A 24,498-nucleotide genomic window follows, 5' to 3' on the forward strand; every position below is an offset into this window, starting at 1 on the left:
CGCGGTCCTCGCCCGGACGGCGCCGGCGCGGTCAGACGGGAGCCGGCGTCAGCGACCGCCGCCGCGGGACGAACTCCCCGCGCGCGTCGAGCACGTACTCCTCGGCGCCCTGCGGGGTGGCGGCGATCTCCCGCAGCGCCTGCCCCAGCAGCGGGATGTCGGTGAGGTAGGTCTGCCGGTTCGCGCTGACCCGGACCGCACCCGGCAGCCGGTGCCGGGCCCCGCTGCGGACGTCGGCGTGGAACCGGGCCACGTCGGCCTCGGAGAGACCGAGCAGCCGGCCCATGTAGGGGTGGGCGCAGAAGCAGCCGCTGCGGGTGCCGATCGCCCACTCGTTGGCCAGGCGGGCGGCGAGCAGCCCGTGCGGCACGCCCTCGAGGTTGAAGGCGGCGACCGGCAGCCGGTCCCCGGTGACCGGGCCCAGCCGGCGCAGGCCGGGGACGGAGCGCAGCTCGGAGTCCAGGGCACGGACCAGGTGGTCCTCGTGCGCCCGCACCGACGACCACCCGTCGCTGCGCAGCTCGTCCGCGGCGGCGGTGAGGGCCACGACGCCGACGACGTTCGGCGAGCCGGCGTCGTCGCGGTCGGGACCGTCGGCCCACACGACGTCGTCGAACGAGACGGCCTTCACCGCGCCGCCGCCGACCAGGAACGGCTCTCCCGCGGCGAGCAGCGCGTGCGGGACGACGAGGGCGCCGGCGCCGAACGGCGCGTACATCTTGTGGCCGGAGAAGGCGATCACGTCGATGCCCAGGGCGGTGATGTCGACGGGGCGGTGCGGCACGAGCTGGGCGCCGTCGACCACCACCAGGACGCCGCGCTGGCGGGCCGCGGCGGCGATGGCCCGCAGGTCGGGCAGCCAGCCGGTGACGTTGGAGCCGCCGGTGACGGCCAGCACGCGCGGCCGCGGGTGCTGGTCCAGCGCGGCCTCGACCGCGGCGACGTCGAAGGTGCCGCTCTCGTCGACGTCCACGACGCGCAGCCGGGCGTGCCGCTGCCAGGGCAGCAGGTTGGCGTGGTGCTCGACGGCCGTGGTGACGACGACGTCGTCCCGGGTGAGCCCCAGCCGGAAGGTCAGCAGGTTGATCGCCTCGGTGGTGTTCCGGGGGAACAGCGCGGTGTGCGTGGCCGGGTCGCCGCCGACGAAGCGCACGACGATCTCGCGCGCCTCCTCGTAGCGCCGGCTGGTGAGCTGGGACCGGATGCCGGCCCCGCGGTGCACGCTCGCGTACCAGGGGAGGAACTCCTGGACCGCGCGGGCGACGACGACCGACGCCGAGCTCGTGGCGGCCGTGTCCAGGTCGACGTACTGGCGGGGCTGCCCGTCGAGCACCGACACCCACAGGTCGTCACCCACGTACTGGCCGGCCGTGAAGGACAGCGTCATCTCCATGGCAGCCTGATCGACGTCCGGGCGCCGAACTTGAGCGACTCCCCCGATCTCACCCGGAGGGGGAACCTCCCGTGAGGTCGCTCAAGTCACGTCCGACCGGGTCCGATCTGCCCGGCATGACGATGCACGAGACCGGCGCCGGGGCGCAGCCGCGTCCCCGCCGGGCCTTCCGCCTGACCTCCCGGGTCTTCTGGGACATGGCGATCTACATGGTCGGCCTGGGCCTGGCCGTCGGTTTCGTGTTCCCGCCGTTCGCGGTGCTGCTCGGCGTGCCCGAGACCATCGCCGACCGCCCGCTGTTCGCCTCGGCCTGCCTGGTGGCCGGCTTCCTCGTGGGCGCGATGAACTACGCGCTGTGCCGCGGGGTCGTCGGCGGCCGGATGGAGGTGCTCGGCAGCCACCTGCGGTCGGCGACCGGTGTCATCACCTCCGCCACCAGCTCCGGCGACTGGTCGGCGGCGGTCTTCGAGCGGATCACCGTCGACTCCGACGACCAGATCGGCGAGGCCGGCCGCGCCTTCAACAGCCTGCTCGGCGCCGTCGAGGGCCGCAAGGAGCTGGAGGACCGGCTGCGCTACCAGGCCTTCCACGACGCGCTCACCGGCCTGCCGAACCGCGCCCTGTTCATGGAGCGGATGGCCGAGGCCGACCTCGCCCGCCGGGAGTCCGGCACGCCGTCGGCCGTGCTGTTCCTCGACGTCGACAACCTCAAGGCGGCCAACGACAGCCTCGGGCACGAGGGCGGCGACGCCCTGATCAGGCTCCTCGCCGAGCGCATGGTCGGCAGCGTCCGCGACACCGACACGGTGGCCCGCCTCTCCGGTGACGAGTTCGCCATCCTGCTCACCGGTCCCGGCAGCGCACACCAGGCCGAGCGGGTGGCGCACCGCATCCTCGACTCGCTGCGGGCGCCCACGCGCGTCGGTGACCACGTGGTGCGCACCGGGCTGAGCATCGGTCTGGCCACCTCGGACGCCTGCGCGGCCAGCGCCATCAGCATGCTGCGCGCCGCCGACCTGGCGATGTACGCGGCCAAGACGGGCGGCAAGGGCCGGCTGGAGGTCTTCCAGCCCAGCCACCACACGGCCCAGGTGCAGCGCGACGCCGTCCGGGCGGACCTGTCCGGCGCGCTCGACGCCGAGCATCTGGAGCTGCACTACCAGCCAATCGTCGACGTCTGCACGCAGGTCGTCGTCGGGTTCGAGGCGCTGGTCCGGTGGCGGCACCCCGAGCGGGGACTGGTGTCCCCGCTGGAGTTCATCCCGCTGGCCGAGGAGACCGGCCTGATCGTGCCGATCGGCCGCTGGGTGGTGCAGGAGGCGACGCGGCAGGCCGCCGTCTGGCAGCACCGCTCGCCGCTGGGCCGGCTGCGGATGAGCGTCAACGTCTCCGTCCGGCAGTTCCACCACCCCGACCTGGTCGGGGACGTCGCCGAGGCGCTGCGGCAGTCGGGCCTGGCCCCGTCGCTGCTCACCCTGGAGATCACCGAGTCGCTGTTCGCGCACGACATCGAGGAGACGACCCGCAAGATCGACCAGCTCAAGGCCCTGGGTGTCCGGCTGGCCCTCGACGACTTCGGCACGGGCTACTCGTCGCTGGGCTACCTGCGGCGCTTCCCGATCGACACGCTGAAGATCGACAAGTCCTTCATCGACGGGGTGACGACCGGCGCCGAGGGGCACGCCGTGGTCGCGGCCATCACCCGGCTCGCCCAGGACCTGCACCTGGAGGTGGTGGCCGAGGGGCTCGAGACCGGCGACCAGGTCGAGACCCTGCGCGCCCTGCACTGCCCGCTCGGCCAGGGCTACCACTTCTCCCGCCCGCTGGTGCCCGGCGACGCGGTGAAGCTGCTGCTGACCGGGCGCCGGTCCGAGCCGGCGATGCTCGTCCCCGCGTGACACCGAGGCGCCACGCCACCGAGGTCCCCGCGCCACCCGGCGCGGGGACCTCGATCGGCATCGGGACTCAGCCGCCGCGGGGCCCGCGCGCCATCCGCTCCAGCCGGGCGATCCGCTCGGCCATCGGCGGGTGGGTGGCGAACAGCGCCGCCAGCCCGGCCGACGGGAAGGGCGCGGCGATCATCAGGTGGCTCTGGGTCACCAGGCGGTCGTCGGCCCGCAGCGGGCGGGCCGCCGCCCCGCGGGAGATACGGCGCAGCGCGTCGGCGAGGGCCAGTGGGTCACCGGACAGGCGCGCCCCGTCGGCGTCGGCCTGGTACTCGCGGCCGCGGCCGACCGCCAGCTGCACCAGGACGGCGGCCAGCGGCCCGAGCAGGACGAGCAGCAGCGTGCCGAGCACGTTGCCGCCGCCCCGGTCCTCGGAGCGGCCGCCGGTGAGCGCGCCGAACGCGGCCAGGTGGGCGAGGTACGTGACGACGGTGGCCAGCGCGCCGGCGACCGAGCCGAGGAGGATGTCGCGGTTGTAGACGTGGGAGAGCTCGTGGGCCAGCACCGCGCGCAGCTCCCGGCGGTCGAGCAGCTCGAGGACGCCCTGCGTGCAGCAGACCGCCGCGCGCCGCGGCGTCCGGCCGGTGGCGAACGCGTTGGGCTGGTCGGTGGGGCTGACGTAGAGGCGCGGCATCGGCTGGCGGGCCTCGGTGGCCAGCTCGCGCACCATCGCGTACAGGCCCGGTGCCTGCGTCTCGGTCACCGGGAAGGCGCGCATGGCGCGCAGCGCCAGCCGATCGGAGCGCCACCACGCCCAGCCGTTGACCCCCAGGGCGACGACGAGGGCGACCAGCAACCCCCCGCGGCCGCCGACGAGGGCCCCCGCGGCGAGGACGAGACCGGCCATCACCCCCAGCAGGAGCGCGGTCCGCACCTCGTTGCCCCAGCGCCGCACCCCCCGTGAACGGAGTGCCCCCGACCACCGTTCCCGGGTCCGACGGGTGACGCCGCTTACGGACGGCAGCGTCCGGAATCCTCGGCGGCCACGCTCGGTTGTCGCCTCCGAACGCCACACGTGCCAACCGCTGACGTGATCCGCGTCCCGCGACCAGCCGGGACACACGCCCGTAACCTGGGGCCTCTGGAGGTAGCACACGATGACTGCTCTCGAACCGTCCACCACGCCCGGCAGCTCGGCCCCCGGTGGCCTCGTCAAGAGCGTCGTCGAGCTCGACCGCGTCGTCATCCGGCTCGCCGGCGACTCCGGCGACGGCATGCAGCTGACCGGCAACCGCTTCACCAGCGAGACCGCGTCCTTCGGCAACGACCTCTCGACGCTGCCCAACTTCCCGGCCGAGATCCGCGCGCCGACGGGGACCCTGCCCGGCGTCAGCTCCTTCCAGCTGCACTTCGCCGACCACGACATCATGACCCCGGGCGACGCCCCCGACGTCCTGGTGGCCATGAACCCGGCGGCGCTCAAGGCCAACCTCGCCGACCTGCCCGGCGGCGGGCTGGTGATCGTCGACAGCGACGAGTTCACCCCCCGCAACCTGGCCAAGGTCGGCTACGCGACCAACCCGCTCGAGGACGGCTCCCTCGACGGCTGGCAGGTCGTCAGCGTGGCGCTCACGAGCATGACGCTGGAGGCGCTCAAGGACACCGGCCTCGGCAAGAAGGAGGCCGAGCGGAGCAAGAACATGTTCACGCTCGGCCTGCTCAGCTGGATGTACCACCGGCCGACCGAGGGCACCGTCCGCTTCCTCGAGCGCCAGTTCCGCCGCAAGCCGGAGATCGCCGCGGCGAACATCGCCGCCTTCCGCGCCGGCTACAACTACGGCGAGACGACGGAGGCCTTCGCGGTCTCCTACGAGATCAAGCCGGCCCCGATGGCCCCGGGCCGCTACCGCAACATCTCCGGCAACCAGGCGCTCGCCCTCGGGCTGGTCGCGGCCGGCCAGCGGTCGGGCCTGCCGGTCTTCCTCGGCGCCTACCCGATCACCCCGGCGTCGGACATCCTGCACGAGCTGTCCCGGCACAAGTCCTTCGGCGTGCGCACCTTCCAGGCCGAGGACGAGATCGCCGGCATCGGCTCGGCCATCGGCGCCTCCTTCGGCGGTGCCCTGGGCATCACGACGACGTCCGGCCCCGGCGTCTCGCTGAAGTCCGAGGCCCTGGGCCTGGCGGTGATGACCGAGCTGCCGCTCGTCGTCGTCGACGTCCAGCGTGGTGGCCCCTCGACCGGGCTGCCGACCAAGACCGAGCAGTCGGACCTGCTGCAGGCGATGTTCGGCCGCAACGGCGAGGCGCCGCTGCCGGTCATCGCGCCCCGCTCCCCCGGCGACTGCTTCGACGCGGCGCTGGAGGCGGCGCGGATCGCGCTGAAGTACCGGACGCCGGTGATGCTGCTGTCCGACGGCTACCTGGCCAACGGCGCCGAGCCGTGGTCGGTCCCGTCGGTGGAGGACCTGCCCGACCTGGCGGTGGACTTCGCCACCGAGCCCAACGGCGCGGCCGCCGACGGGACGCCGGAGTTCCTGCCCTACCTGCGCGACCCCGAGACGCTGGCCCGCCCGTGGGCCGTCCCGGGCACCGCGGGCATGCAGCACCGCATCGGCGGGCTGGAGAAGGCCGACAAGACCGGCAACATCTCCTACGACCCGGCCAACCACGACCTGATGACCCGGCTGCGGCAGGCCAAGGTCGACGGCATCGCCGCCGACATCCCGCCCACCGACGTCGACGACCCCGACGGCGACGCCCGCGTGGCGGTCATCGGCTGGGGCTCGACCTACGGGCCGATCGGCGCGGCGTGCCGGCGGATCCGCCACTCGGGCCGCTCGGTGGCCCAGATCCACCTGCGGCACGTCAACCCGATGCCGGCCGACCTCGGTGAGGTCCTGAGCCGCTACGACCGGGTGGTCTGCCCCGAGATGAACCTCGGGCAGCTGTCGCTACTGCTGCGCGCGAAGTACCTCGTCGACGTCCAGAGCCACACCCAGGTGCGCGGGCTGCCCTTCCGGGCGGCCGAGCTCGCCGCGGTGGTCCAGGACGTCATCGACTCCACCGCTCCCACCACCGCCACCGGAGGCACGAAGTGACCACCTCCCCGCACGTGCACGACCTCGGCATGCCGGGGACGCCGATCGACGCCAACATCCAGCAGGCGATCGCCGACTCGGTCGACAGCCAGGGCGAGAAGCAGACCTCGCTCAAGGCGAAGGACATGAAGACCGACCAGGAGGTCCGCTGGTGCCCCGGCTGCGGTGACTACGTCATCCTCAACGCCGTCCAGAGCTTCCTGCCCAGCCTCGGCATCGCCCGCGAGGACATGGTCATCGTCTCGGGCATCGGCTGCTCCTCGCGCTTCCCGTACTACATGAACACCTACGGGATGCACTCGATCCACGGCCGCGCCCCGGCCATCGCCACCGGCCTGGCCGCCTCCCGGCCGGACCTGTCGGTGTGGGTCGTCACCGGCGACGGCGACGCGCTGTCGATCGGCGGCAACCACCTGATCCACGCGCTGCGCCGCAACGTGAACATGACGATCCTGCTGTTCAACAACCGGATCTACGGGCTGACCAAGGGGCAGTACTCCCCCACCTCCGAGGTCGGCAAGGTCACCAAGTCCACCCCCATGGGCTCGCTGGACCACCCGTTCAACCCGGTGTCGCTGGCGATCGGCGCCGACGCGACCTTCGTCGGCCGGGCGATGGACTCCGACCGCAAGGGCCTCACCGACGTGCTGCGGCAGGCGGCCGAGCACGAGGGCACCTCGCTGGTCGAGATCTACCAGAACTGCAACATCTTCAACGACGGTGCGTTCGACCTGCTCAAGGACCCGACCACCGGCCCGATGTGGACCATCCCGCTGGTGCACGGGCAGCCGCTGGTGTTCGGCCCGGACGGCGCCGCCTGCGTGGTCCGCGACGAGTTCGGCGGGCTGCGGATCGCCGAGACCAACCAGGTCGACGCCGGCGAGATCGTCGTCCACGACTCCACCCGCCAGGACCCGTCCTACGCGTTCGCCCTGTCGCGGCTGTCGAGCCAGGACCTGCGCTACACGCCGATGGGCGTGTTCCGCTCGGTGCAGAAGCCGACGTACGACCGGATGATGGCCGACCAGCTCGAGGAGGCCCGCACGCAGGCGCCGGGCGACCTCGAGGCGCTGCTGTCCGGCGGCGACACCTGGACCGTCTCCGCCTAGTCCTCCTCGGTCCCGACCGGGCCCGTCCCCGCACCGCGGGGACGGGCCCGGTCGGCGTTCACGACCGCTCGGGCGTCGCGCGCAGCACCGTGGCCAGCAGCGTGGCCAGCACCGGCAGGGCCCGGGTGAGCTCGGCGCGCGGCGGCGCGGCGAACCCGAGCACCAGGCCGGCCGCCGGCCGGTGCGGGTCCGGGCCGGCCCAGTGGCGTCCGAGCCCGTCGACGACGATCCCCCGCGCCGCCGCGTCGGCGACCGCGGCCTCCTCGGCGTCCCGGCCGGGCAGCGGGACCAGGACGTGCGCACCTGCCGGGTCGCCCTCCACGGGCACCCCGGCGCCGGCCAGCGCGCCGACCACCAGGACCCGCCGCTCGGCGAGCTCGCGGCGCAGCCGGCGCAGGTGCCGGGCGAGGTCGCCGGAGGCGGCCAGCGCGGCGAACACCCGCTGCCCCGCCCGCGCGGGACGGGTACCGGTCGCCGTCCGGGCGGCCAGCAGGCCCGCGCGCAGGGACGGGGGCGCCACCAGCCAGCCGACGCCGAGGGTCGGGCTGACGACCTTGCTGCTGGTCCCGAGGTGCGCGACGACGTCGGGGCCGAGCGCGGCCAGCAGCGGCAGCGGGGCGACGTCGTAGCGCAGCTCCCCGTCGTAGTCGTCCTCCAGCACCCACCAGCCCTCGGCCCGTGCCCGGGCGACGAGGGCCACCCGCCGCGCCGCGGACAGCCGCCGGCCCAGGGGGAACTGGTGTGCCGGCGTGCAGTAGACCGCGGCCAGGCCCGCCGGCAGCGCATCGACGACCAGCCCGTCGCCGTCCACCGGACAGGGGACCACCTGCACGCCGGCGGCCCGCAGCGCCCCGGCCGCCCGCTGGTAGCCGGGGTCCTCGAGCCCGACGCGGCTGCCCGGGGGCAGGAGGCGGACGACCTCGGCGACCGCCGCGGACGTGCCCGCGGTGGCCAGCACGTCGGACGGGGCCGCCGACAGCCCGCGGTGCCGCAGCAGGTGCTCGGTGACGGCGAGCCGGAAGCCCGGGTCCCCGGCCGCCTCCGGGTCGCCGTCGGGTGCGAGGTCGCCCGCGGCCCGCCAGGCGCGTCGCCAGGCGGCCCGGTCGAGCACCTCCAGGCAGGGCGTCCCGGCGCGCAGGTCGACGGCGGCCGGGGTCCGGGACGGCGCCGGCGGCCGCGGCACGGACACGGCAGGACCGGCGGGAGCCGCCCCGACCACGAAGGTGCCCGAACCGCGCCGCCCGGCCGCCCACCCCTCGGCCAGCAGCTGGTCGTAGGCGGCGGAGGTCACGGTGCGGCTCACCCGCAGCGCCGCGGCCAGCTCGCGGGTCGAGGGCAGCCGGTCACCGGCGCGCAGGACCCCGCCCGCGGCGGCCGCGCGCAGCGCGTCGGCGAGCTGCACCGACAGCGACCGCCCCGACGTGCGGTCGAGCACCACGGGAGGCACGTCCACGCCCACCTCCGCGCTCGAGTGGCCTGCCGGACTGGCAGCCTACTGGCCCTGGGAAGAGGCCAGTCGCTGCCCCAGGGTGGAGGCGTGACCGCTACGACCCCGCTCTCCCCCACCGCCCGCAGCACCGTCCGCCGCGGCGCGGCGCGCGCCCGGACCGACCGTGCCGAGCTCCACGCCGTCCTCGACGCCGGGTTGGTCGGGCACCTCGGGATCGTGCTCGACGGCGCGCCGGTCGTGCTGCCCACCGGCTACGGCCGGCGGGGCGACACCCTCTACCTGCACGGGTCCACCGGCGCGGCGACCCTGCGCGCCGCGGCCGCCGGCGGTCCGGTGTGCTTTACCGTCACCCACCTCGACGGCGTCGTCTACGCCCGCTCGGCGTTCCACCACTCGATGAACTACCGCTGCGCCGTCGTCCACGGGGCCGCCCGGCAGGTCACCGACCCCGCCGAGCGGCTGCTCGGGCTCGAGGCCCTCACCGAGCACCTGGCGCCGGGGTCGTGGACGGCGACCCGGCAGCCGGACCGCAAGGAGCTGGCCGCGACGGCGCTGCTGGCCCTGGACCTCGCCGAGGCCAGCGTCAAGGTGCGCACCGGCCCGCCCGGCGACGACGAGGACGACCTCGGCCTGCCGGTGTGGGCCGGGGTGCTGCCGGTGCGCACCGTCGTCGGGGAGCCCGAACCGTGCCCGCTCCTGCCGGCCGGGACGCCGGTGCCCGACCGGGTGCTCAGCCGGCGGGTGTGACCACGACACGGTCGGCCTCCCGGCCGACACCGCGGCCAGGTGCCCGGAAGGACCTCGGTGCCCCCTACACCTCGCACGCTCGGCGCAGGCCCCTGCACCGAGGCCGATGGCGGCGCTGAGCCCGACCCGCCACGCCTGCGCGGACCCTCCGGGGCCCACTCGGCGCGACGACCGCTACGCGGGGACGACGCGCAGGAGGCGGTCGTCGCCGTCGCCGTTGTCGGTGGTCAGGTAGAGCGCACCGTCGGCGCCGAGCAGCGGCGTGCGCACCCGGCCGTAGGCGTCCTCCAGCTCCGGTACGCGGAACTGCTCGACCAGCTCGCCCTCCTCGTCCAGGCGCAGCGCGAGCACCCCCGTGCCCTTCTGCACCCCGAGCAGCAGGACGCCGTCGTAGCCGCCCCACTGCGGGCCGCTGAGGAAGTCGCCGCCGCTGGTGGCGATGGTCGGGGCGCCGGAGGACCACACGGCAGTGACGGCGCCGGGGATGCCGGGGTCGGTCATCGGGACGCTCTCGTCGTATGCGCCGGCCGGTCCGTCGGGAGCGCCGTCGGGGTCGTAGCCGTAGTTCGCGCCGGGGACCGACCGGTTGACCTCGTCGTCGCGGCGGGTGCCCTGCTCGACGGTGTAGACCTCGCCGGTCCCGGGCCGGACGGCGATGCCCTGCACGTTGCGGTGGCCGTAGCTGAGCACCAGCCGGGTCCGCGGGTCGGCCGAGCCGGCGAACGGGTTCCCGGGAGCCGGGCCGCCGGTGGCCGGGTCGATCCGCAGCACCTTGCCGGCGAGGGTCGAGAGGTCCTGCGCGTTGCTGCCGACGGCGTTGTCCCCGGTGCCCACGAGCAGTGCGCCCGAGGGGTCGAAGCGTACGCGGCAGCCGCCGTGCCGGCCGGTGCGCTCGTTGACCGGGATGTCGCCGAGCAGCGGGTCGTCCACGCGGGTCGCCGTCGTCCAGCCGGCGTCGACGGTCCAGGCCATGACCTGGATCTCCGCTCCGCCGTCCTCCTCGACGCCCTGGCAGGTGTAGAACCGCCGGTTCCCGGCGAAGGCCGGGTCGAGCACCAGGCCCATCAGGCCGGTCTCGCCGTCGGCGAAGAGGTCGGAGGAGTCGGCGTGGAGCGCGCGGATCGTCCCGCCGGGCAGCACCGCGGTGAACCCGCCGCCGCGCTCGTCGACGAGCAGGGTGCCGTCCGGGGCGAGAGCGACGTCCCAGGGGTGGTCGAGCCCGTCGAGGACGGTCTCCACCTGCAGCGCCGGGACGGGCACCGAGGGACTCGCGACGACGCCGGGGATGTCGGGCGCCCCCTCGTCGACCTGCGCGGCACTGCAGCCGGCGAGCAGCACCAGGGCCACCAGCACGGCCCCCGCGCAGGGACCCGCCGCGGGCCGGCGAGCGGTGGGCGGCACGGGGGTCGTCAGCTGGTGCGGGTCACCACGTAGTCGCACAGCGCCGCGAGGGCGTCGCGGACGTCGCCGGCCGGCACGTCGGACAGGGAGGCCCTCGCGCGGTCGGCGTAGTCGCGCAGCACCTCGGCGGCCCGGGCCAGCGCCGCGGACCCGCGCAGCAGGGCCAGCGCCTCGGCGTGCTCGGCCGCGTCGGACAGCGGGCGGGCGACCAGCTCGCGCAGCCGGGCCTCGGCGGGATCGGCGCCGGCCAGCGCGATCAGCGCGGGCAGCGTCGCGATGCCCTCGCGCAGGTCGGTGCCCGGCGACTTCCCGGAGGCGCCGTCCTCGCTGACGATGTCGATCAGGTCGTCGGAGAGCTGGAAGGCCACGCCCACGAGCTCGCCGAAGCGGGTGAGCGCCTCGACGAGCGCGGGGTCGACGCCGGCGAAGGAGGCGCCGAAGCGGGCCGAGGTGGCCACCAGGGAACCGGTCTTGTCGGCGAGCACCTCGAGGTAGTGCGCCACCCGGTCCTCGCCGGGGCGGGCCCCCACGGTCTCGCGGATCTGCCCGGTGACCAGCCGCTCGAACGTGCGTGCCTGGATGCGCACCGCCTCGGGCCCGAGGTCGGCGAGGATGTCGGAGGCGCGCGCGAAGAGGAAGTCGCCGGTGAGGATCGCGACGCTGTTGGTCCAGCGGCTGTTCGCGCTGGGCGCTCCGCGGCGGACAGCGGCCTCGTCCATGACGTCGTCGTGGTAGAGCGTCGCCAGGTGGGTGAGCTCGCAGACGACGGCCGCCCGCACGACCTCCGGCGCCTGCGCATCGCCCAGCTGGGCGGCCAGCAGCGCCAGCATCGGCCGGAACCGCTTGCCGCCCGCGGCCATCAGGTGCCCGGCCGCCTCGGAGACGAACGAGTGGTCGCTGGCCACCGCAGCCGCCAGCGCCGCCTCCACCCGGCCCAGGCCGTCGGTCAGGGACGCGCCGAGCGGGCCGCCGGGCAGCCAGGCGCCGACGGTCGAGGCGGGGGTCGAGATGCGGTGCCAGACCTCGGCCGGGGCGTCCCCGTCGACGGCGGCACGGGGTCCGGTCATCAACCGACGAAGATAGCCGCCTGGTCCGCCAGGCCCAGCACCGACCCGGGGACGATCCCGAGGACGAGGGTGGCCGCCGCGGTCACCGCGAGCACGATCGTGGTGGGCAGGCCGGGCACGCCGACGGTCGGGCCGTCGACCGCGGGCTCGGAGAAGTACATCAGCACGATGACCCGCAGGTAGAAGAAGGCCGCCACCGCGCTGGCCAGCAGCGCCACCACCGCCAGCGGCCAGGCGCCGTCCTCGATCGCGGCCCGGAAGACGGCGAACTTGCCGGTGAACCCGCTGGTCAGCGGGATCCCGGCCAGTGCCAGCAGGAACAGGCTCATCACCGCGGCGGTCAGCGGGGAGCGCTGCGCCAGGCCCGCCCACTGCGACAGGTGGGTTGCCTCGCCGTCGCCGCTGCGCACCAGGGTGAGGACGGCGAAGGCGCCCAGCGTGGTCAGGCCGTAGGCCAGCAGGTAGAACATCGTGGCCGACAGCCCGGAGCCGGCGGCCTCCCCGGCGACGGAGAACCCGAGGACGCCGGTGAGCAGGAAGCCGGCGTGCGCCACCGACGAGTAGGCGAGCATCCGCTTGAGGTCGGTCTGGGTGAGCCCCAGGACGGCGCCCACGACCATCGAGACGATCGCGACGCCGTAGACCAGCGGCCGCCAGGTCCACTCGTCGGTGCCGAAGGCGACGTAGAGCAGCCGCAGGATGGCGCCGAAGGCCGCGACCTTGGTGCAGGCGGCCATGAAGGCGGTCACGGGGGTCGGCGCGCCCTGGTAGACGTCGGGCGTCCAGGTGTGGAACGGCGCCACGCTGGCCTTGAACAGCAGGCCGACGACGAGCAGCGCCAGCCCGAGGACGAGCAGCACGCCGCCGCCGCCGGTGCCCACGGCGTCGCGGACGTCGGCGAGCCGCACGCTGCCCGTGGCGCCGTAGACCAGCGCCAGGCCGTAGAGGAAGAACGCCGAGGCGAACGCCCCCAGCAGGAAGTACTTGACCGCCGCCTCCTGCGAGAGCAGCCGGCGCCGGCGGGCGAGGCCGCTGATCAGGTAGAGCGGCAGGCTGAGCACCTCGAGGGCGACGAACATGACCAGCAGGTCGTTGGCCGCGACGAAGAGCATCATGCCGCCGATGGCGAAGGCCGCCAGCGGGTAGACCTCGGTCTGCACCCGCTGGACGGTGAGCAGCTCCCGGTCGCGGACGCTGCCGGCCGGCACGGCCGCGGAGACGACGAACGCCGAGCGGGCGGGGTCGAGGTTGCGCTCGGCGAACAGCAGGATCGACAGCGCACCCAGGCCGGCGATGGTGGCCTGGAGGAACAGCCCGGCGCCGTCGACGGCGAGCGCCCCGCCGGCCGTGATCTCGTGGGCGCCGGCCAGCAGCAGGGTGCTGACCAGCGCGCCGATGGTCCCCAGCAGGGCGATGGCGACCTGCACCGCGTGCCGGTCGCGCGGGCCGAAGGCCTCCACCAGCACCCCGACGCAGGCGGCGGCGAACACGAACAGCAGCGGCGTGAGCGCGGCCAGCGACAGGTCGGGGGCCTCGATCGGCATCAGTCGGTCCCCTCGGGAGCGCCGGCGGGAGTGGTGCCGGCCGGGTCGGCGCCGACGTCGCCCATCGTGGCGGCGACGGCCGGTTCGATCAGCCGGACCAGCGGCTGCGGGTACACGCCGAGCACGACGATCAGCGCGACCAGCGGGGCGACGACCGCGACCTCCCGGCGGGACAGGTCGCGCACCCGCAGGACCGCGCGGGCCGGTGCCGGTGCGGTGAGCGTGGCCGTCGCCGTGGCCGACGCGGCGCTCGCGCCGTGCCCGCCGGCGGGGGCTGCCGGGACGCCGTCGGTGTCGGTGTGGGCGTCGGTGTGAGCGTCGGGGTGGGCGTCGGCGTCGGCGGGCCCGGCGAGGACCCCGCGCGGCGGGCCGTGCATCGTCCGTTGGTAGAGCAGCAGCACGTAGAGCGCGGCGAGCACGATGCCGACGGTGGCGAGGACGGTGAACACCGGACGGGTCGGGAACGAGCCGATGAGCACGAGGAACTCGCTGACGAAGCTGTTGGTGCCCGGCAGCGCCAGCGAGGCGAGCCCCGCGACGAGGAACACGCCGGCCAGCTTGGGCGCCGCGCCGGCCACACCTCCGTAGTCGCCGACCAGCCGCGAGCCGCCGCGGGCGATGAGCATGCCGACGACGAGGAACAGCAGACCGGTCGCGATGCCGTGGTTGACCATGTAGAGCACCGCGCCGGTGCCCGCCTCGGTGGTGAACGCGAAGACGCCCAGCGCGATGAAGCCGAAGTGGGCGATCGAGGTGTAGCTGACCAGCCGCTTCATGTCGCTCTGCCCCATCGCCAGCAGCGCCGCGTAGAGGACCCCGGCGACGGCGAGCACGAGGACGTAGGGCGCGAACTCGCGCGAGGCGTCGGGGAACAGCGGGAGGCAGTAGCGCAGGAAGCCGAAGGTGCCGACCTTGTCGAGGACGCCGACGAGCAGCACCGCCCCGCCGATCGGGGCCTCGGCACCGGCGTCGGGCAGCCAGGTGTGGAAGGGCACCAGCGGTGCCTTGATGGCGAAGGCGACGAAGAAGCCGAGGAACAGCAGCCGCTGCACGCCCGGGTCGATGTCGATCTCGTTGAGCGCGGTGAAGGAGAAGGTGCCCTCCCCCGCGGCCTCGCTGACGACGTAGAGCCCGATGACGGCGGCGAGCATGACCAGCCCGCCGACCAGGCTGTAGAGGAAGAACTTCACCGCGGCGTACTGCCGGCGCGGGCCGCCGAAGCTGCCCACGATGAAGTACATCGGGACGAGCATCGCCTCGAAGAAGACGTAGAAGAGGAAGACGTCGGTGGCGGCGAAGACGCCGACCATGCAGGCCTCGAGCAGCAGCAGCCAGGCCCAGAAGGCGCGCATCGAGCGGTGGCCGGGCGCGACGTCGCGCCAGGAGGCGAGCACCACGACGGGGACGAGGACGCCGACCAGCAGCAGCATCACCAGTGCGATGCCGTCGACGCCGAGGGCGAAGTCGACGCCGAAGCCGGGGATCCACGGGACCGAGCTGGTCAGCTGGAACCGGTCGCCGCCGGGGTCGAAGGCGACGGCGGCCAGCACGGCCAGCAGCAGGACGACCAGGCTCACGCCCAGGGTGACCTGACGGGCCAGAGCCGCGTTCGCGCGGGGCAGCGCCGCGACACCGGCGGCGCCGAGCGCGGGCACCACCAGCATCGCGAGCAGGAGCAGGGAGTCGCTCACGCCAGGCTCCTCGGTGTCGTGGTCCGCACGTCGTCGTCTCCTCCGGGCACAGGGGACCCGCTCACCCGGCCGTCACCGCCAGCAGTGCACCGGCGACGACGACCGCGCCGCCGAGCATGCCGAGGGCGTAGGACCGGACGAAGCCGGTCTGCGCGCGGCCCAGCCGGGAGGAGGAGCCGCCGAGGGTGGCGGCGAGGCCGTTGACCGCGCCGTCGACCCCGCGGTTGTCGACCCACACCAGCGCGCGGGTCAGCCACTGCCCGGGCCGCATGAACAGCGACTCGTTGACCGCGTCGGCGTACAGGGCGCGGCGGGCGGCGCGGGTGACCGGCGAGACGCGCGCCGGCGCCACCTCCGGGATCTCGCGGCGGCCGACGAACAGCCACGCGGCGAGGACGCCGACCAGCATCACCGCGGTCACCACGATCCCGACGGCGGCGGGGGCCACCACGTGCTCGGCCTCCTCGGGGGCGCCGAACACCGGGGCCAGCCACTCGTCGAGCGGGAACACGTTGACCAGCAGGAACCCGGCGGCCACCGAGCCGACGGCGAGCAGGACCATCGGCGCGGTCATCACCGACGGCGACTCGTGCGGGTGCACGTCGGGTGTCCAGCGCGGCCGGCCGAGGAAGGTCATCAGCATCAGCCGGGTCATGTAGAAGGCGGTGAGCCCGGCGCCGACGACCGCCACCGTGCCCAGCAGCCAGCCCGACGTCCCGCCCCGGTCCAGGGCGGCCTCGATGATCGCGTCCTTGGTCCAGTAGCCGGACAGGAACGGGAACCCGATGAGGGCCAGGTAGCCCAGGCCGAAGGTGACGAAGGTGACCGGCAGCCGCTTCGCCAGCCCGCCGAAGCGGCGCATGTCGACCTGGTCGCCCATGGCGTGCATGACCGACCCGGCGCCGAGGAAGAGCCCGGCCTTGAAGAAGCCGTGGGTGAGCAGGTGGGCGATGCCGGCCGCGTAGCCGACCGGGCCCAGGCCCACGGCCAGGAACATGTAGCCGATCTGGCTGACCGTCGAGTACGCCAGCACCTTCTTGATGTCGTCGAAGGCGCAGCCGCTGATGGCTCCGATGAGCAGGGTGACCGCGCCGACGGCGAGGACGACGGCGCGGGCGGTGGGCGTCAGGTCGTAGACCGGCGCCGACCGGGCGATGAGGTAGACGCCGGCGGTGACCATCGTCGCGGCGTGGATGAGCGCCGAGACCGGCGTCGGGCCCTCCATGGCGTCGGGCAGCCAGGCCTGCAGCGGGAACTGCCCGGACTTGCCGCACGCGCCGAGCAGCAGGAGCAGGCCGATGGCGGTGACCGTCCCGCCGGCGAGGGCCCCGATGCCGCCGAAGACGCCCTCGTAGCTGACCGTGCCGAGCTGGGCGAACATCGTGAAGATCGCCAGCGCCAGGCCGACGTCGCCGACGCGGTTCATGATGAACGCCTTCTTGGCGGCGGTGGCCGCCGCGGGGCGCTCGTGCCAGAAGGCGATGAGCAGGTAGGACGCCAGGCCCACGCCCTCCCACCCGACGTAGAGGGCCACGTAGTTGTCGCCGAGGACGAGCAGCAGCATCGCCGCGACGAACAGGTTGAGGTAGGCGAAGAACCGGCGCCGGCGCGGGTCGTGCGCCATGTAGCCGATCGAGTAGACGTGGATGAGCGCGCCCACGCCGGTGATCAGCAGCACGAAGGTCGCCGACAGCGGGTCGACGAGCAGGCCGGCCTGCACGTCGAGCGAGCCGGCCGAGACGAAGGTGAACAGGTCGACGTCGACCGAGCGGCCCTCGGTGCCGGCCAGCTGCACGGTGCACAGCAGCCCGACGAGGAAGGCCGCGACGACGGTCGCCGTCCCCAGCAGGTGGCCCCAGCGGTCGGTGCGCCGGCCGCCCAGCAGCAGGGCGGCGGCGCCGGCCAGGGGCAGTGCGATGACCAGCCAGGATGCGCCGAGCAGTCCCTCGGCCGCGACGGTGTCCATGTGCGCCGGCTCCCGTCAGTACTTGAGCAGGTTGGCGTCGTCGACCGACGCCGACCGGCGGGTCCGGTAGATCGACATGATGATCGCGAGGCCGACGACGACCTCGGCGGCGGCCACGACCATGACGAAGAAGGCCATGATCTGGCCGTCGACGGTGCCGGTGGCCCGGGCGAAGGTGACCAGCGTGAGGTTCACCGAGTTGAGCATCAGCTCGACGCACATGAACACGACGATCGCGTTGCGCCGCACGAGCACGCCGACCGCGCCGATGGTGAACAGGATCGCGGCGAGCACCAGGTAGTGCGTGAGGGTCATCGGTGCCCGTCCACCACGCCGTCGGGGGTGCCGAGCGCCGCGTCGGGGCTGCCGAGCTGGGCCCGGCCGGTGGGACGGGGCATCTGCTCGACCTCCTGGGCCTCGATCCCGGTGGCGACGGTCTCCTCGGCGGCGCGCCCGTCGGGCAGCAGCGCGGGGGCGGCGACGGAGTTGGCCCGCGCGTACACCCCGGGACCGGGCAGCGTCTGCGGCCGGTCGGTGAGGAAGCGCGCCCGCGACAGCTCCTTCTGCGTCCGCCGCGTACCGGGCTCGCGCTCGATGTGGGCCAGCACCATCGCGCCGACGGCGGCGGTGATCAGCAGGGCGCTGGTGACCTCGAAGGCCAGCAGGTAGCGGGTGAACAGCAGCTCGGCGATCGCCTCGATGTTGCTCCGGTCGCCCTGCGCGTCGGCCAGGCCGGTGGCCGCGGTGTCCTGGGTGGCGCGCGCGATGCCGGCGCCGACGAGACCGGCGAAGCCGACCCCCAGCACGATCGCCGCCACCCGCTGGCCGCGCAGCGTCTCGACGACGGAGTCGGAGGAGTCCCGGCCGACCAGCATGAGGACGAACAGGAACAGGATCATGATCGCGCCGGTGTAGACGATGATCTGCACCGCGCCGAGGAACGGCGCCTCCTGGACGACGTAGAAGACGCCGAACGTGAGCATCGTGTTGACCAGCCAGAGCGCCGAGTGGACGGCGTTGCGGCTGAACACCATGCCCAGCGCCCCGGCCAGCGCGATCGGCCCCAGGGTCCAGAAGACGACGGCCTCGCCGGTGCCCAGCTGCACGGACGTGTCGGCGGCCGCCGCGACGACGCTCACGCCCGCTCCGCCGTCACCGGCTCGGCCGCGGACCCGGGCTGCGGCTCGCGCACGTAGTAGTCCTTCTCGTCCTCGCCCAGCCGCATGGCGTGCGGCGGGGCCTCCATGCCGGGCAGGAGCGGGGCCATGAGCTGCTCCTTGGTGTAGATCAGGTCCTGCCGGTTGTCGTCGGCGAGCTCGAAGTCGTTGCTCATGGTCAGCGACCGGGTCGGGCAGGCCTCGATGCACAGCCCGCAGAAGATGCAGCGCAGGTAGTTGATCTGGTAGACGCGCCCGTACCGCTCACCGGGGCTGTAGCGCGCGTCCTCGGTGTTGTCGCCGCCCTCGACGTAGATGGCGTCGGCCGGGCAGGCCCAGGCGCACAGCTCGCAGCCGACGCACTTCTCCAGCCCGTCGGGGTGCCGGTTGAGCACGTGCCGGCCGTGGTAGCGCGGCTTGGTCACCTTGGGCGTCTCGGGGTACTGCTCGGTGGTCACCTTCTTGAACATCTGGCCGAAGGTGACGCCGAAGCCCTGGCCGGGCGCCGGGAGCAGGCTGCGGCGGGCCGGCGCGGCGCCGCCGTCGCGGCCGGCCCGCTCGACCGCCCCGCGCGACGCCTGCGCGAGGCCCTTCTCCCCGCCGGTGGTCGTCGGGTCCTGCTGGGTCACGGGAGCCGGGTCCTGCTCAGCCATCGAGGTCCTCCTGTGCGCGGGTGGCGGTGCTGCCGCGGCGGCCGCTGCTGACGACACCACCGGGGCTGCCACCGGGGGTGCCACCGGCGGGGGCACCGACCGGCTCGGCACGGCGCAGCCGGGGCGAGGGCGGCACGGTCAGGTCCATGGGCGGCACCGGGTAGCCGCCCTCGGCGCGGGCCGGACCGGCGCCCTGCGCGGGCCGGTGGCGCGGCCCGGCCGGCGGCAGCACGTCGGGCTCGGGGTCGGTGGCGTGGATGCCGCCGGCGGCGGCGTCCTCGGCCATGAGCCGGGTGTCGCGGTTGGCCGTCCGGCTGGCGATCAGCAGCCCGGCGAGCACGACCAGCGCGATCGGCACACCGACGAAGACCGCCACCTCACCGGTGGACAGCTCCGCCTCGCGGGAGACGGTGCGCATCGTGGCCACGACGAGGATCCACACCAGCGCCGTCGGGACGAGCACCTTCCAGCCGAAGCGCATGAACTGGTCGTAGCGCAGCCGGGGCAGCGTGCCGCGCAGCCAGATGAAGACGAACAGCGCGGCGGTGACCTTGAGGAAGAACCACAGCAGCGGCCACCACCCGGAGTTGGCGCCGTCCCAGATCGACAGCGGCCACGGGGCCCGCCAGCCGCCGAGGAACAGCGTCGCGGCCAGCGCCGAGACGGTGACCATGTTGATGTACTCGGCGAGGAAGAACAGCGCGAACTTCAGCGACGTGTACTCGGTGTGGAACCCGCCGACCAGCTCGCTCTCGGCCTCGGGCAGGTCGAACGGCGCGCGGTTGGTCTCCCCGACGACGGCGACCACGTAGATGACGAAGCTGACCGGCAGCAGGATCGCGAACCAGCTCGGCCCGGTGACCTCCAGCCCGAAGAAGGACAGCCGGTTGCCGTCGGCCTGCGCCGCGACGATCTCCGAGGTCGACATCGACCCGGCGTAGAGGAACACCGCGACGATCGACAGGCCCATCGCGATCTCGTAGCTGACCATCTGCGCGGCGCTGCGCAGGCCGCCCAGTAGCGGGTAGGTCGAGCCGGAGGCCCACCCCGCGAGCACGATGCCGTAGACGCCCATCGCCGAGCAGGCCAGCACGACGAGCACGCCGATGGGGGCGTCGGTCAGCTGCAGCGGCGTGCGCTGGCCGAAGATGCTGACGACCGGGCCGAGCGGGATGACCGAGAAGGCCAGGAACGCCGGGACCGCGGCGATGACCGGCGCGAGGAAGTACACCGGCCGGTCGGCCAGCGCCGGCATGATGTCCTCCTTGAACGCCAGCTTCAGCCCGTCGGCGAGGCTCTGCAGCGAGCCGCGCGGGCCGACCCGGTTGGGGCCGGAGCGCTGCTGCATGCGGGCGACGACCTTGCGCTCGAAGACGATCGCGAACAGCGTCATCAGCACCAGCACCGCGAAGACGCCGACGATCTTGAGCAGCACGATCCACCAGACGTCGTGCCCGAAGTCGGCCAGCGTGGGCTGGTCGGCCGCGACGGCGAGGACCCTCACGCGGCACCCCCCGCACGGGCGGCGGTGGCGCCGGTGCGGACCGCACCGAGCCGGACGACGCCGCCCGGCGCGGTGCCCAGCGAGCTGCGCAGCTCGCTGCCGGGTGAGCGCATCGGCAGCCACACGACGCCGTCGGGCATGTCGGTGACGCAGACGGGCAGGGTCACCGACCCGGCGGCGCCGGTGACGGTGAGCAGCTCGCCGTCGGCCAGGCCCAGCCGCGCGGCGGCCTCGGCGCCGATGCGCGCGACCGGCGGGCGGGCCGTGCCGGCCAGCTCGGGCTCGTCGCGCTGGAGCGTGCCGACGTCGAGCAGCTGCCGCCAGGAGGCCAGCACCGCCTCGCCGTCGCCGGGCCGGGGAGCTGCCGCGGGCGGGACGTCGAGCCCGGTGGCCTCGGCCCGCTCGGGAGCGGCGCCCAGCGCGGCGAGCTCGGCGCGGGCCGCCTCGGGCCCGGGCAGCCGCAGGTCGACGTCGAGGTACTCGGCCAGGCCGTGCAGCACCCGGCCGTCGGGCAGCTGCCCGGTGCCGTGCAGGGTGGCGTCGAAGGAGCGCACCCGTCCCTCCCAGTCGAGGTAGCTGCCGGCCTTCTCCGGCGCCGCGGCGACGGGCAGCACGACGTCGGCGTGCTCGGTGACGGCGCTCGGCCGCTGCTCGAGGCTGACGACGAAGGACGCCGCGGAGAGGGCCTGCGCGGCCAGCCGCGGGTCGGGCAGGTCCGCGGGGTCGACGCCGCCGACGAGCAGGCCGGCCAGCCGGCCGTCGCGGACGGCGGTGAGGATGCCGGTGGTGTCGCGGCCCGGCGCGGCCGGCAGGCCGGTGGGCTCCAGCCCCCACAGGGTGGCGACCTCGGCGCGCGCGACCGGGTCGGCGACCGGGCGCCCGCCGGGCAGCAGTCCCGGCAGCGCGCCGGCCTCGACCGCGCCGCGCTCCCCGGCCCGCCGCGGCACCCAGGCGACGCGGGCGCCGGTGGCGCGGGCGAGCGCGGCCAGCGCGGTGAACGCCCCGGGGACCTCGGCCAGCCGCTCGCCGGCGAGCACGACCGCGCCCGGCTGCCGCAGCGCCTCGACGGCGGGGCCGCCCCAGCTGCCCTCACCGAGCGCGGTGAGGGCGCGGGCCTCGTCGCCGGGCCGGGTGACCAGCACGGTGGCCTGCAGCTTCTGCGCCGCGCGGGTGGCGAAGGGCGCGAGGTCGTAGACGGCCAGCGAGCCCTTCCGGACCGCCCGGCGCAGCCGCAGGAAGACGATCGGCGACTCCTCCTCCGGCTCCAGCCCGGCCAGCAGCACGACCGGGGCGGTGGTGACCTCGTCGTAGGTGACCGCGCCGCTGCCGGGGGAGGTGCCGGCGACGTGCGCGGTGAGGAAGGCCTGCTCCTCGGCCGAGTGCGCCCGGGCGCGGGCGTCGACGTCGTGCGTGCCCAGCGCGACCCGCGCGAACTTGGCGTAGGCGTAGGCGTCCTCGACGGTCAGCCGGCCGCCGGGCAGCACGCCCACCCCGCCGGCCGCCCGGGCCGCGCGCAGCCCCTCGGCCGCGGCGGCCCAGGCGTCGGGCCAGGACGCCGGCGCCAGCACGCCGTCCGCGCCGCGGACCAGCGGGGTGGGCAGCCGGTCGTTGGTGGCCGCGTAGCGGAACGCGTACCGGCCCTTGTCGCAGGTCCACTCCTCGTTGACCGCCGGGTCCTCGCCGGCCAGCCGGCGCATGACCTTCCCGCGCCGGTAGTCGGTGCGCATGGCGCAGCCCGAGGCGCAGTGCTCGCACACCGAGGGCTCGCTGCGCAGGTCGAAGGGGCGCGACCGGAACCGGTACTGCGCACTGGTCAGGGCCCCGACCGGGCAGATCTGGGTGGTGTTGCCGGAGAAGTAGGAGGAGAACGGCTCGTCCTCGTAGACGGCGACCTGTTCCAGCGCGCCCCGCTCGAACAGCTCGATGAACGGGTCGCCGGCCACCTGCTGGGAGAAGCGGGTGCAGCGGGCGCACAGCACGCAGCGCTCGCGGTCGAGCAGGATCTCGCTGCTGATCGGCAGCGGCTTGGGATAGGTCCGCTTGACGTCGACGAAGCGGGTCTCGGTGCGCCCGTTGCTCATGGCCTGGTTCTGCAGCGGGCACTCCCCGCCCTTGTCGCAGACCGGGCAGTCCAGCGGGTGGTTGATCAGCAGCAGCTCCATCGTGCCCTGCTGCGCCTTGTCGGCGACCGCGCTGGTCAGCTGCGTCTTGACCGCCATGCCGTCGGTGACCGGCATGGTGCAGGAGGCCACCGGCTTGCGCTGGCCCTCGACCTCGACCAGGCACTGCCGGCAGGCGCCGACCGGGTCGAGCAGCGGGTGGTCGCAGAACCGCGGGATCTGGATGCCGACCATCTCGGCGGCCCGGATGATCAGCGTCCCCTTGGGCACCGCGACGTCGAAGCCGTCGATGGTGCAGTGGACGGCGTCGGGCGGGGTGTGCGGGCCCGGGACGCCGGGCGGCACCGCCGCAGCGGGCTCGGGGCTGGTGGGGGTCAGGGTCACGAGGCCACTCCGACGGGCTCGAGGCGCAGGGAGCGGCCCAGGCGGGCCTGCTCCTCGGGGGGCAGCAGGGCGACGTAGTCGTCGCGGAAGTACTTCAGGGAGCTGGTGATGCAGCTGGTCGCGCCGTCACCGAGCGCGCAGAACGACCGGCCGAGGATGTTGTCGCAGGTGTCGGTGAGCAGGTCGAGGTCGGCCGCGGTGCCCCGGCCGTCGACGAGGCGCTGCAGCACCTGCACCAGCCAGTAGGTCCCCTCGCGGCACGGGGTGCACTTGCCGCAGCTCTCGTGCGCGTAGAACTGGGTGAACCGCAGGGTCGCCTCGACGATCGAGTCGGTCTCGTCGAACACCATGAGCGCCGTGGTGCCGAGCATCGAGCCCGCGGCGCCGACGGAGTCGAAGTCGAGCGGGACGTCGAGGTGCTCGGCGGTGAAGTACGGCGTCGACGAGCCACCCGGCGTCCAGAACCTCAGCTCGTGCCCGGGGCGGACGCCGCCGGCCATCGCCAGCAGCTCGCGCATCGTCGTGCCCATCGGGGCCTCGTACTGGCCGGGGCGCACCACCCGGCCCGACAGCGAGTAGATCTTCGGTCCCGGCGACTTCTCCGGACCGAACCGCTTGAACCACTCCGCCCCGCCGCGGACGACGAAGGGCACGGTGGCCAGCGTCTCGACGTTGTTGATGACCGTCGGGGCGCCGTAGAGGCCGGCGACAGCGGGGAACGGCGGCTTGAGGCGCGGCTGGCCGCGGTAGCCCTCGAGCGAGTCGAGCAGCGCCGTCTCCTCGCCGCAGATGTAGGCCCCGGCGCCGGCGTGCACGACCAGCTCGAGGTCGTAGCCCGAGCCGAGGACGTCGGTGCCGAGGTAGCCGGCCGCGTAGGCCTCCTCGACGGCGTTGACCAGCCGGCGGTGGGCGTGCACGGCCTCGCCGCGGACGTAGATGACGGCGAACCGGCAGCGGATCGCGTACGCCGAGATGATGACGCCCTCCACCAGGGCGTGCGGGTCGGTCATCATCAGCGGGAGGTCCTTGCAGGTGCCCGGCTCGCCCTCGTCGGCGTTGACCACGAGGTACTTGGGCATGGCGGCCGGCCCGGTGGGCGTCTCCCCCGGCCTGGGCTGCGGGATGAAGCTCCACTTCATGCCGGTGGGGAACCCGGCGCCGCCGCGGCCGCGCAGGCCGGAGTCCTTGACCAGCGAGACCAGCTCGTCGGGGGCCATCGACAGCGCGGTGCGCAGCGCGGTGTAGCCGTCGAGCGACTCGTAGGTGGACAGCCGCCAGGGCTGGTCGGCGCCCCAGCGCGAGGTGAGGACGGGGGTGAGCGGCAT

18 protein-coding genes are annotated in these 24,498 nt (G+C 74.4%); 4 read left to right on the forward strand and 14 right to left on the reverse strand.

Annotated features, from left to right (window positions below; translation table 11 throughout):
- Positions 1-31: 31 nt before the first annotated feature.
- On the reverse strand, positions 32-1,387 hold the full coding sequence (locus tag ACWIZO_RS03670) for an aminotransferase class V-fold PLP-dependent enzyme (protein WP_448641165.1): 1,356 nt from the start codon (positions 1,385-1,387) through the stop codon (positions 32-34).
- Between the two features lie 122 nt (positions 1,388-1,509).
- Between ACWIZO_RS03670 and ACWIZO_RS03675 the strand changes: the two genes are divergently transcribed.
- A complete protein-coding gene (locus tag ACWIZO_RS03675; RefSeq protein ID WP_448641166.1) occupies positions 1,510-3,291 on the forward strand; it encodes a putative bifunctional diguanylate cyclase/phosphodiesterase in 1,782 nt (593 codons plus the stop codon).
- A 67-nt stretch (positions 3,292-3,358) separates the two neighbouring features.
- Here ACWIZO_RS03675 and htpX read toward each other — a convergent pair whose 3' ends face one another.
- Positions 3,359-4,234, reverse strand: a complete 876-nt coding sequence (gene htpX / locus ACWIZO_RS03680; protein ID WP_448641167.1) for a zinc metalloprotease HtpX — start codon at positions 4,232-4,234, stop codon at positions 3,359-3,361.
- 202 nt (positions 4,235-4,436) lie between these two features.
- Here htpX and ACWIZO_RS03685 point away from each other — a divergent pair, with 202 nt between their 5' ends.
- Both ACWIZO_RS03685 and ACWIZO_RS03690 read left to right on the forward strand, forming a co-directional pair.
- Complete coding sequence (locus ACWIZO_RS03685; RefSeq protein WP_448641168.1) at positions 4,437-6,380, forward strand: 2-oxoacid:acceptor oxidoreductase subunit alpha; 1,944 nt, start codon at positions 4,437-4,439, stop codon at positions 6,378-6,380.
- Positions 6,377-7,489 (forward strand): 2-oxoacid:ferredoxin oxidoreductase subunit beta, encoded by a 1,113-nt coding sequence (locus ACWIZO_RS03690; protein WP_448641169.1) that lies wholly within the window; start codon positions 6,377-6,379, stop codon positions 7,487-7,489. The genes ACWIZO_RS03685 and ACWIZO_RS03690 overlap by 4 nt, the downstream gene beginning before the upstream one ends.
- A 58-nt stretch (positions 7,490-7,547) precedes the next feature.
- Here ACWIZO_RS03690 and pdxR read toward each other — a convergent pair whose 3' ends face one another.
- Positions 7,548-8,942 carry a MocR-like pyridoxine biosynthesis transcription factor PdxR gene (pdxR, locus tag ACWIZO_RS03695; protein WP_448641170.1) on the reverse strand — a complete coding sequence of 465 codons (1,395 nt, stop codon included), beginning with the start codon at positions 8,940-8,942 and terminating at the stop codon, positions 7,548-7,550.
- Between the two features lie 84 nt (positions 8,943-9,026).
- Between pdxR and ACWIZO_RS03700 the strand changes: the two genes are divergently transcribed.
- On the forward strand, positions 9,027-9,686 hold the full coding sequence (locus ACWIZO_RS03700) for a pyridoxamine 5'-phosphate oxidase family protein (protein WP_448641171.1): 660 nt from the start codon (positions 9,027-9,029) through the stop codon (positions 9,684-9,686).
- Between the two features lie 174 nt (positions 9,687-9,860).
- Here ACWIZO_RS03700 and ACWIZO_RS03705 read toward each other — a convergent pair whose 3' ends face one another.
- From ACWIZO_RS03705 to nuoF, 11 genes are all read right to left on the reverse strand, one after another.
- The gene (locus tag ACWIZO_RS03705; RefSeq protein WP_448641172.1) at positions 9,861-11,039 is read right to left on the reverse strand and encodes a PQQ-dependent sugar dehydrogenase; all 1,179 of its coding nucleotides are present in this window, start codon (positions 11,037-11,039) and stop codon (positions 9,861-9,863) included.
- A 56-nt stretch (positions 11,040-11,095) separates the two neighbouring features.
- The gene (locus ACWIZO_RS03710; protein ID WP_448641173.1) at positions 11,096-12,154 is read right to left on the reverse strand and encodes a polyprenyl synthetase family protein; all 1,059 of its coding nucleotides are present in this window, start codon (positions 12,152-12,154) and stop codon (positions 11,096-11,098) included.
- Positions 12,154-13,698: an NADH-quinone oxidoreductase subunit NuoN gene (gene nuoN, locus ACWIZO_RS03715; RefSeq protein ID WP_448641174.1), complete on the reverse strand. Its 1,545-nt coding sequence runs from the start codon at positions 13,696-13,698 to the stop codon at positions 12,154-12,156. The genes ACWIZO_RS03710 and nuoN overlap by 1 nt, the downstream gene beginning before the upstream one ends.
- Positions 13,698-15,389 carry an NADH-quinone oxidoreductase subunit M gene (locus ACWIZO_RS03720; protein WP_448641175.1) on the reverse strand — a complete coding sequence of 564 codons (1,692 nt, stop codon included), beginning with the start codon at positions 15,387-15,389 and terminating at the stop codon, positions 13,698-13,700. The genes nuoN and ACWIZO_RS03720 overlap by 1 nt, the downstream gene beginning before the upstream one ends.
- A 61-nt stretch (positions 15,390-15,450) precedes the next feature.
- A complete protein-coding gene (nuoL, locus tag ACWIZO_RS03725; protein ID WP_448641176.1) occupies positions 15,451-17,355 on the reverse strand; it encodes an NADH-quinone oxidoreductase subunit L in 1,905 nt (634 codons plus the stop codon).
- 15 nt (positions 17,356-17,370) lie between these two features.
- Positions 17,371-17,670: an NADH-quinone oxidoreductase subunit NuoK gene (gene nuoK / locus ACWIZO_RS03730; protein WP_073421291.1), complete on the reverse strand. Its 300-nt coding sequence runs from the start codon at positions 17,668-17,670 to the stop codon at positions 17,371-17,373.
- Positions 17,667-18,494: an NADH-quinone oxidoreductase subunit J gene (locus ACWIZO_RS03735; protein WP_448641177.1), complete on the reverse strand. Its 828-nt coding sequence runs from the start codon at positions 18,492-18,494 to the stop codon at positions 17,667-17,669. The genes nuoK and ACWIZO_RS03735 overlap by 4 nt, the downstream gene beginning before the upstream one ends.
- Positions 18,491-19,165, reverse strand: a complete 675-nt coding sequence (gene nuoI, locus ACWIZO_RS03740) for an NADH-quinone oxidoreductase subunit NuoI (RefSeq protein WP_448641178.1) — start codon at positions 19,163-19,165, stop codon at positions 18,491-18,493. Before nuoI ends, ACWIZO_RS03735 begins: the two co-directional genes overlap by 4 nt.
- A complete protein-coding gene (gene nuoH / locus ACWIZO_RS03745; RefSeq protein ID WP_448641179.1) occupies positions 19,158-20,669 on the reverse strand; it encodes an NADH-quinone oxidoreductase subunit NuoH in 1,512 nt (503 codons plus the stop codon). The genes nuoI and nuoH overlap by 8 nt, the downstream gene beginning before the upstream one ends.
- Positions 20,666-23,173: an NADH-quinone oxidoreductase subunit G gene (locus ACWIZO_RS03750; protein WP_448641180.1), complete on the reverse strand. Its 2,508-nt coding sequence runs from the start codon at positions 23,171-23,173 to the stop codon at positions 20,666-20,668. The genes nuoH and ACWIZO_RS03750 overlap by 4 nt, the downstream gene beginning before the upstream one ends.
- Positions 23,170-24,498, reverse strand: coding sequence for an NADH-quinone oxidoreductase subunit NuoF (gene nuoF / locus ACWIZO_RS03755; protein ID WP_448641181.1), 1,329 nt, complete (start codon positions 24,496-24,498; stop codon positions 23,170-23,172). Before nuoF ends, ACWIZO_RS03750 begins: the two co-directional genes overlap by 4 nt.

It is taken from the genome of Geodermatophilus sp. URMC 63 (assembly GCF_053502565.1).